At 72.6% G+C, this 7,759-nt stretch carries 9 protein-coding genes; 4 read left to right on the top strand and 5 right to left on the bottom strand.

Annotated features, from left to right (window positions below; genetic code table 11):
- The first annotated feature begins 103 nt into the window (after window positions 1-103).
- Both GUY60_RS30910 and GUY60_RS30905 read left to right on the top strand, forming a co-directional pair.
- Entirely contained in the window at window positions 104-553 is a 450-nt protein-coding gene (locus GUY60_RS30910) for an RrF2 family transcriptional regulator (RefSeq protein ID WP_161703803.1), read from the top strand.
- Window positions 554-648: 95 nt separating this feature from the next.
- Entirely contained in the window at window positions 649-1,941 is a 1,293-nt protein-coding gene (locus tag GUY60_RS30905) for a globin domain-containing protein (RefSeq protein WP_161703811.1), read from the top strand.
- Between the two features lie 9 nt (window positions 1,942-1,950).
- Here the strand turns inward: GUY60_RS30905 and GUY60_RS30900 are convergent, their stop codons facing one another.
- Entirely contained in the window at window positions 1,951-2,187 is a 237-nt protein-coding gene (locus tag GUY60_RS30900) for a hypothetical protein (RefSeq protein ID WP_161703801.1), read from the bottom strand.
- Window positions 2,188-2,440: 253 nt separating this feature from the next.
- Between GUY60_RS30900 and GUY60_RS39580 the strand changes: the two genes are divergently transcribed.
- Entirely contained in the window at window positions 2,441-2,824 is a 384-nt protein-coding gene (locus tag GUY60_RS39580) for a cold-shock protein (protein ID WP_161703799.1), read from the top strand.
- 13 nt (window positions 2,825-2,837) lie between these two features.
- Here GUY60_RS39580 and GUY60_RS30890 read toward each other — a convergent pair whose 3' ends face one another.
- From GUY60_RS30890 to GUY60_RS30875, 4 genes are all read right to left on the bottom strand, one after another.
- The gene (locus GUY60_RS30890; protein WP_312866490.1) at window positions 2,838-3,677 is read right to left on the bottom strand and encodes a 1,4-dihydroxy-6-naphtoate synthase; all 840 of its coding nucleotides are present in this window, start codon (window positions 3,675-3,677) and stop codon (window positions 2,838-2,840) included.
- Window positions 3,674-4,342, bottom strand: a complete 669-nt coding sequence (locus GUY60_RS30885; RefSeq protein WP_161703807.1) for a futalosine hydrolase — start codon at window positions 4,340-4,342, stop codon at window positions 3,674-3,676. Before GUY60_RS30885 ends, GUY60_RS30890 begins: the two co-directional genes overlap by 4 nt.
- A 23-nt stretch (window positions 4,343-4,365) precedes the next feature.
- Window positions 4,366-4,848, bottom strand: a complete 483-nt coding sequence (locus GUY60_RS30880; protein ID WP_161703797.1) for a DUF2771 domain-containing protein — start codon at window positions 4,846-4,848, stop codon at window positions 4,366-4,368.
- A gap of 91 nt (window positions 4,849-4,939) precedes the next feature.
- Window positions 4,940-6,271 (bottom strand): MFS transporter, encoded by a 1,332-nt coding sequence (locus tag GUY60_RS30875; protein WP_161703805.1) that lies wholly within the window; start codon window positions 6,269-6,271, stop codon window positions 4,940-4,942.
- 416 nt (window positions 6,272-6,687) lie between these two features.
- Between GUY60_RS30875 and GUY60_RS30870 the strand changes: the two genes are divergently transcribed.
- Complete coding sequence (locus GUY60_RS30870) at window positions 6,688-7,614, top strand: DUF3027 domain-containing protein (RefSeq protein ID WP_161703795.1); 927 nt, start codon at window positions 6,688-6,690, stop codon at window positions 7,612-7,614.
- The last annotated feature ends 145 nt before the right edge of the window (window positions 7,615-7,759 follow it).

The raw sequence follows: 7,759 nt of genomic DNA, 5'->3' as shown, positions 1-7,759 counted from the left end.
GAGCCCACCCCGCTTGAGCCCGCTCGGCCAACCGCTCGGCTGACCGATCGGCCAACCGCTCGGCAAAGTGGTATTTGAGATTCGTATTAGTTAGGGTCGCGGCGTGCGACTCACCAAGGCAACCGATCTGGCGCTGCGTATCGCCATGCGCCTCGCGGTCCTGGACGGTCAGGAGCCGACAACCCGCGAGGTGGCCGACGCCGTCGCCGTGCCGTACAGCCACGCCGCGAAGGTGGTCACGCGCCTGCGTGACCTCGGCGTCGTCGAGGCGCGGCGCGGGCGCGGCGGCGGGCTCGCGCTCACCGGGCGCGGGCGGACCGGCTCCCTCGGCCGGCTCGTGCGCGAGCTGGAAGGGGTCGGCGATGTCGTCGGCTGCGAGGATGATCCGCCCTGCCCGCTCCGCTCGGCCTGCCGGCTGCGCGGAGTGCTGCGCGAGGCGCAGGAGGCGTTCTACGCCACCCTCGACCCGGTGACCGTCGAGGACCTGGTCGCAGACCCGACCGGCCCCGTGCTGCTCGCACTGGCCCCGCCGGGACCGCGGCCGACCGGCTGACCGGCTGACCTGCGCGACCGGCCCTTCCCTTCTGCGGAAGCGGGCCGTCACGTCCGGCCAAAAATTGGAATCTCATATACGAATTTGGAGTGCTGATGCTGTCGGAGACGCCTGACCTGCGGGAGACGCCTGAACTTCCGGAGAATCCGGGGCATTTGGAGACCCCGGGGCTCACGGAGACCCCGGCGCTTTCGGAGGGGTCCGCCGCGCTCGTACGCGCGACCCTGCCCGCCGTCGGCGGCGCCCTCGACGCGATCTCCGAGCGGTTCTACGCCCGCCTCTTCGCGGCCCACCCGGAACTGCTGCGCGACCTGTTCAACCGCGGCAACCAGGCCAACGGCGCCCAGCGGCAGGCACTCGCCGGCGCCATCGCGGGATTCGCCACGGCGCTGCTCGACCGGCCGGGACGGCGGCCCGACGCGCTCCTCTCCCGTATCGCGCACAAGCACGCCTCCCTCGGCATCACCCGCGACCAGTACGCGCTCGTGCACACCCACCTCTTCGCCGCGATCGCCGAAGTGCTCGGCGAGGCCGTCACCGCGGAGGTGGCCGCGGCCTGGGGCGAGGTCTACTGGCTGATGGCGGACACCCTCATCGCCGCCGAGGCCCGGCTGTACCAGGAGGCGCGCGTCGCGGACGGCGACGTGTGGCGCCCGTACCGGGTGACCGAGGTCCGGCCGCTCACCGGCGACGCCGCCGCCTTCACCGTACGACCGGACGACGGCGGCCCCGTGCCCGCCTTCCGGCCGGGCCAGTACGTGTCCGTGCGGGTCGAACTCCCCGACGGGGCACGGCAGATACGCCAGTACAGCCTGACCGGAACGGCCGGCGACGGACTCGGCCTCCACTTCGCGGTCAAGCGCGAGCGCGGCGCCGAGGGCGGTCCGCACGGCGAGGTCTCCACCCACCTGCACGACCGGGTACGGCCGGGCGACCTGCTGCGGCTGAGCGCGCCCTTCGGCGACGTCACCCTGGACGCGGGCGAAGGGCCGCTGCTCCTCGCCTCCGCCGGCATCGGCTGCACGCCCATGACCGGCATGCTCCGGCAGCTCGTCGCCACCCGCTCGTGCCGCCCGGTCACCGTCCTGCACGCGGACCGCGCGCCCGGCACGCACGCGTTCCGCGACGAGACCGCGAAGCTCGCCGCCGAACTCGGCACCGTACGCACGCACTTCTTCTACGAGACCCCGGAAGGCGACTGGCCCGACGAGCACACCGGCCGGGCCGACCTGCGCCACGTCGAGCTGCCCGAAGGGCTGACGGCCTACCTGTGCGGACCGCTGCCGTTCATGCGGTCACTGCGCGGGCAGCTCCTGGACCGGGGTGTGCCCGAGGAGCGCATCCGGTACGAGGTGTTCGGCCCGGACGCGTGGCAGGCGGGAGTCTGAAGACAGGGCCTAGCGCGCCGAGCGGGCCTGACGTCGCTGTACGGCGATGGTCCGTAGCACCCCGGCCGCGGCGATGACGAAGCCGACGCCCATCAGCATGCACACCGCGTACGCGATGGACGGGAACGGTTCCGTGCCCAGGAACAGCGGGGCCACGGTGACCAGGGTGGCCAGGGCTCCGACGAAGAAGACGATCGCGCCGAGCCGGACCAGCCGGTCACCCGCGCCTGTAGGTGTGTCACTCACCCGGCCAGGGTAGTTCCCTGCCGATGGTGACCGGCCGGGCGGTCGTCCGAGAAGCAGTGGTGCGGAGACCGAGAAAGCAGTCTTGTCACCCGGCACCGGACCATTAGCCTTGGTGGCGGCGGGTCAGGCGGCCCGCTGTAGTGCTATCCAGAGCCGATTTCCGCCCGACAGGACCCGACAGGACCCGGCGGATCCGGCGGACCCGGCACTCCGAAACCCCGAGTACGAGAACAGACGAGGACGGACAGACGACGTGCCTACCGGCAAGGTCAAGTGGTTCAACAGTGAGAAGGGCTTCGGCTTTCTCTCCCGCGACGACGGCGGTGACGTCTTCGTTCACTCGTCCGTGCTGCCCGGCGGGGTCGAGTCGCTCAAGCCCGGACAGCGCGTCGAGTTCGGCGTCGTCGCAGGCCAGCGCGGGGACCAGGCCCTCTCCGTGACGCTTCTGGACCCGGCGCCCTCGGTCGCGGCCGCGCAGCGCCGCAAGCCCGACGAGCTGGCGTCGATCGTGCAGGACCTGACGACGCTCCTGGAGAACGTCACGCAGCAACTGGAGCGCGGCCGCTACCCGGACAAGGCGCACGGCGCGAAGATCGCCGGAATGCTCCGCGCGGTGGCGGACCAACTCGACGTATAACCACGCGACCCGTTCACGGGAACCGCAGCGCGTCACGGCCGAGGGGCGGAACCAGTCCCTCGGCCGCCGCGCGGGTGAGCAGCCCCCGCACCGCGGCGTAGCCGTCCTCACCGAGGTCGGCGGTGAACTCGTTGACGTACAGGCCGATGTGCTGGTCCGCGACCGCCGGGTCCATCTCCTGCGCGTGCGCGAGGACGTACTCCCGGGAGTTCTCCGGCTCGTCCCAGGCCTTGCGCACCGAGGAACGGGCCGCGTCGGCGAGGGAGTTGAGAACGGTCTCGCCCAGCGAACGCTTGGCGATGATCGCGCCAAGCGGGATCGGCAGGCCCGTCGTCTCCTCCCAGTGCGCGCCCATGTCGGCGAGGCAGTGAAGCCCGTACTCCTGGTACGTGAAGCGCGCCTCGTGGATGACGAGGCCCGCGTCGACCTTGCCGTCCCGCACCGCGGGCATGATCTCGTGGAACGGCAGCACGACGATCTCCGGTGCGCCGTCGCGCAGCGTGTCCGCGGCCCAGAGCCGGAACAGCAGATACGCCGTCGACCGCTCGCTCGGCACCGCCACCGTCTTCCCGGCGAGGTCGGCACCCGGCTCCCGGGTCAGCACGAGCGGCCCGCAGCCCCGGCCGAGCGCACCGCCGCAGGGCAGCAGCGCGTACTCGTCGAGGACGTACGGCAGCACCGCGTACGACACCTTCAGCACGTCGAACTCGCCGCGCTCCGCCATCCCGTTGGTCAGGTCGATGTCCGCGAACGTGACGTCGAGCTCCGGCGCCCCCGGCACCTGTCCGTGCGCCCAGGCGTGGAAGACGAACGTGTCGTTGGGGCAGGGCGAGTACGCGATGCGCAGGGTCACGGCGACTCCTCGTCGGGTTCGGTGGCGAGTACGGGCGCGAGGCGCGTGAACGCCCCGGTGAGCGCGGCGAGGGCGTCCCCGATGCGCCAGGCGGCACGGTCGCGGGGGCCCACGGGGTTGGAGACGGCACGCACTTCGAGGACCGGCACCCCGTGCGCGGCGGCGGCCTCGGCCACCCCGAAGCCCTCCATCGCCTCGGCGACGGCCCCCGGATGACGGCCGCTGAGCTCGGCGGCGCGGCGCGCGGTGCCGGTCACGGTGGAGACGGTGAGGACGGTGCCGGTACGGGCCCCGCAGGCGGCGGCAGCGGCGCGGACGAGCGCGGCGGGCGGGGTGTGGGTGACGGTGCCGAAGCCGAGCTCGGTGACCGGCAGGAATCCCTCGCCGGTCTCGGCGCCCAGATCGGCGGCGACGATCGCGTCGGCGACGACGAGCGAACCGACGGGGGCGGCGGGCTGGAAGCCGCCGCCGATCCCGGCGGACACGACCAGGCCGTACGGCTCACCGCGGAGTGCGGCCGTGGTGAGCGCGGTGGCGGTTCCGGCCGCCGCGGCGGCGGGGCCCACGCCGACAGCGACACAGTCGAGCGCCGGCCGGAACTCCGGCGGCGCTGCGTCGATGGCCCGCGCCACAGCGTCCCGCTCCGCGGCGACGGCCGTGGCGATCAGAACCCGGCGATCAGGAACTCCTACTCACCCTTCTTGAGCTCGAAGTGCCAGATGCCCTTGAGCTTGTTGCCGTCGGTCTCGACGAGCGACACCTGCGCCTTCTTCAGCGGGGCGCCGCCCTGCTGGGAGGAGAAGAACACGTTGCCGGGGATCGAGCGGTACGTCTTCTTGTACGGCTCCTGCTCGGCCGGCTGGCCGCCGATGAACAGGGTCCAGCCGTTCTCGGCGACCTCCGGGTCGACGCCGAAGCGGACCTTGTCGTCCATGCCGACGGTGATGGTCTTCTCGGCTTCCTTCTGCAGGCAGGACTTGATCTCGGACTCGCCGATCGCCTTGCCGTCGCCGTAGCAGGCGGCCTCGGCGTTCACCGTGTCGCCGTTGACCGTCAAGGTCGACAGCGGTGACGGCTTGTCGCAGGCCGAGAGGATGAGAAGTCCGGCGGACACGGCGCCGAGGGCGGCAGCGGTGCGGCGGCCCTTGGCCGACATACGCAGGGAGGTCATGCGCGAAAGGCTATCTGGCGCCCCCACCGGTCCCGCCACGCGGGGTCCGGCGTGCCGCGCGGCCCCTGCGCACCCGCCGTACCCCCTCACCTCACCGCACGTGCGGATCGGGCCCGCCCCGGTGGGCCGCGATGAGCAGCCCCCGTACCGTCGTCAGCCAGCCGAGGGCCACGATGCAGGCGCCCACACCGAGGCCGAGGCCGCCCTCAAGGGGCAGCGCGATGCCGATGCCGCCGCCCAGCACCCACGCCATCTGCAGCAGCGTCTCCGAGCGCGCGAACGCCGAGGTGCGCACCAGCTCCGGTACGTCCCGCTGCATCAGCGCGTCCAGGGACAGCTTCGCCAGCGCCTGCCCGAGCCCCGCCACCGCACCGAGCAGGGCGATCAGGGGCGCCCCGTAGAACACCGCCGTGGTGATCGCGACGAGCAGGACCAGGCCGACGACGGTCACGATGATCAGCTCAGGGGCGCGGTTGCGGAGCGCCGCGCCCACCGCCGTACCCAGGGCGTTGCCCACGCCGGCCGCGATGCCCACGATCGCCAGGGACACCGCGGCGGTCTGCCCGTTCAGCGGCTCCTCCCGCAGCAGGAACGCCAGGAAGAAGATCAGGAAGCCGGACAGGCAGCGCAGCGACGCGTTCGCGGCGAGCCCGTGCGTCACCGCCGGGCCGACCGTGCGAAGCCCCGGCTTCTTGCCGTGCGGCAGGTGCAGATGCTGCTCGTCCGCGGCGAGCAGCGCCCGCCGCTCACCGCGCGCCGAGTCGACCTTGTGCGGCAGCCGGAACGAGAGCACCGCCCCGAGCAGGAACAGCGCGCACGCCCCGTACAGCGGCCACGGTGGTCCGAGCTGGTGCAGCCCGGCGGCGATCGGTGCGGCCACACCGGTGGCGAGCAGCCCGCCGAGCGTCACCCGCGAATTGGCTTTGACCAGCGAGAACGTCGGTGGCAGGAGACGCGGTACGACGGCGCTGCGGACCACTCCGTACGCCTTCGACGTCACCAGGACGCCGAGCGCCGCCGGATACAGCTCGATCGAACCCGTGGCCACCGCGCCCGACAGCGTCAGCGCGAGCAGCGCGCGGGCCAGCATCGAGCCCGCCATCGCGGCCCGCCGCCCGTGCGGGATCCGGTCCAGGAGCGGGCCGATCACCGGGGCGAGCAGCGTGAACGGCGCCATCGTGATCGCCAGGTACAGGGCGACCCGGCCGCGCGCCTCGTCCGTCGGTACGGAGAAGAACACCGTCGAGGCGAGCGCCACCGTGATCATCACGTCGCCGGCGCCGTTCACGGCATGCAGCTCGATCAGCTTGCCGAGACCGGACTCGCCCGCGCCGTGCGCGTGCGTCGCCTTCCTGATGCCCCTCGCCGGTCCGGTGATCGGGAGGTGCAGAGCGCGGCCCACCGCGCGAGCCGCCTTGCGCAGCGGGCTCGCACTCTTCGTCGGCCGTGATCCTGAAGGAAGGGCCACTCAGTCATAGTGCCCCAAGCCGGGCGTTCCGAGCGCGGCAGCGGCCCGCCGCAAGGGGTCCGCCAGGGGACTGCGAGGGCCCTGCACGGGGTCTACGGGAAAGCCCGGTGGCACCACTGAGATCATTTGGAGATGTGCTCGGGGCGGATGCCGTGTGGGCTCGGGCGCTTCGAGGGGGTAGCGTGCGTAGCGCGCCTGCGGCGGTTGTTCTTGGCCGCGCGCCTCTTCGTCATCCCGCAGAATGGATGATGTAGGCGCGCCCGGGAGTGACCGGGCTCGGACGTCGACGCGGCCCCCTGGTCCGCTCCGTTCGTGCCCCGTACCGAGTGGACGGCGCACCCGTGAGACGGCGTAGGAGAGAAGCGATACCTGTGAGCGCAGCGACAACGCGAAGCCGCACCCCTGACCGCCTGTGCGCCGAGGCGATCGACATCGCCAGGGCGGCGGCCGAGGAGGCCGCGGCCCCCGGCGTCGTCGGCGAACACGTCGAGGTGGTCTCCGAGGGCGACCGGGTCGTCACCCACTTCTTCGAGTCCAAGGAGTTCGGGTACCGCGGCTGGCGCTGGGCCGTCACCGTCGCCCGCGCCTCCCGCGCCAAGATCGTCACCCTCGACGAAACGGTGCTGCTGCCCGGACCCGACGCCCTCCTCGCCCCTGAATGGGTGCCGTGGAGCGAGCGGCTGCGCCCCGGCGACCTCGGGCCCGGCGACCTGCTGCCCACCGACGCGGACGACCTGCGCCTGGAGCCCGGGTACTCCGGCGAGGACGAGCCCGCGCCGAACTCGCCGGTCTCCGAGGAGATGGCCGAGCTCGTCGAGTCGGAGGACGCCGAGGTCACCGGCGGTCCGCCGGCCAACCTGCCGCTGGCCCCGCTTCGCGGCTCCATCGCCGCGGTCGCCGAGGAACTCGGCATGCGGCGCGCCCGCGTCCTCTCCCGGTACGGGCTGCACGTTGCCGCCGACCGCTGGGACGAGGGGTACGGCGCGAAGACCCCCATGGCGCAGGCGGCCCCGGCGACCTGCGTGAGCTGTGCGTTCCTCATGCCCATCGCGGGCTCCCTGCGCCAGGCGTTCGGCGTCTGCGCCAACGAGTTCAGCCCCGCCGACGGCCGCGTCGTGTCCCTCGCGTACGGCTGCGGCGGCCACTCCGAGGCAGCGGTCATGCCGAAGCCCCCGCGCCCGGCCCCGCACGCCTTCGACTCGATGAACGTCGACGTCCTCCCGTTGCGCCCGGCCCCGGAGGGTTCCGTCCCGGCGGAGCCTTCGGGGGACGGTACGGAGGATCTGGGGCACTCGTAGGTTCTGGGCGCCCGGTACGTGGGGGGTGCGCACTCGGTACGTGGGGGTGCTGTAGGTCGAGGTTGCGCACTCGGCACGTGCGGGGCGCTCCGGGCTGAAGCTGTTCACCCGGTACGTGCAGGGTGCTCCACGTCGAGGCCGTTCA

Origin of the sequence: Streptomyces boluensis (genome assembly GCF_009908195.1) — a bacterium.
Lineage (GTDB): Bacteria > Actinomycetota > Actinomycetes > Streptomycetales > Streptomycetaceae > Streptomyces > Streptomyces boluensis.
This window is presented reverse-complemented; position numbering and strand designations above follow the sequence as displayed.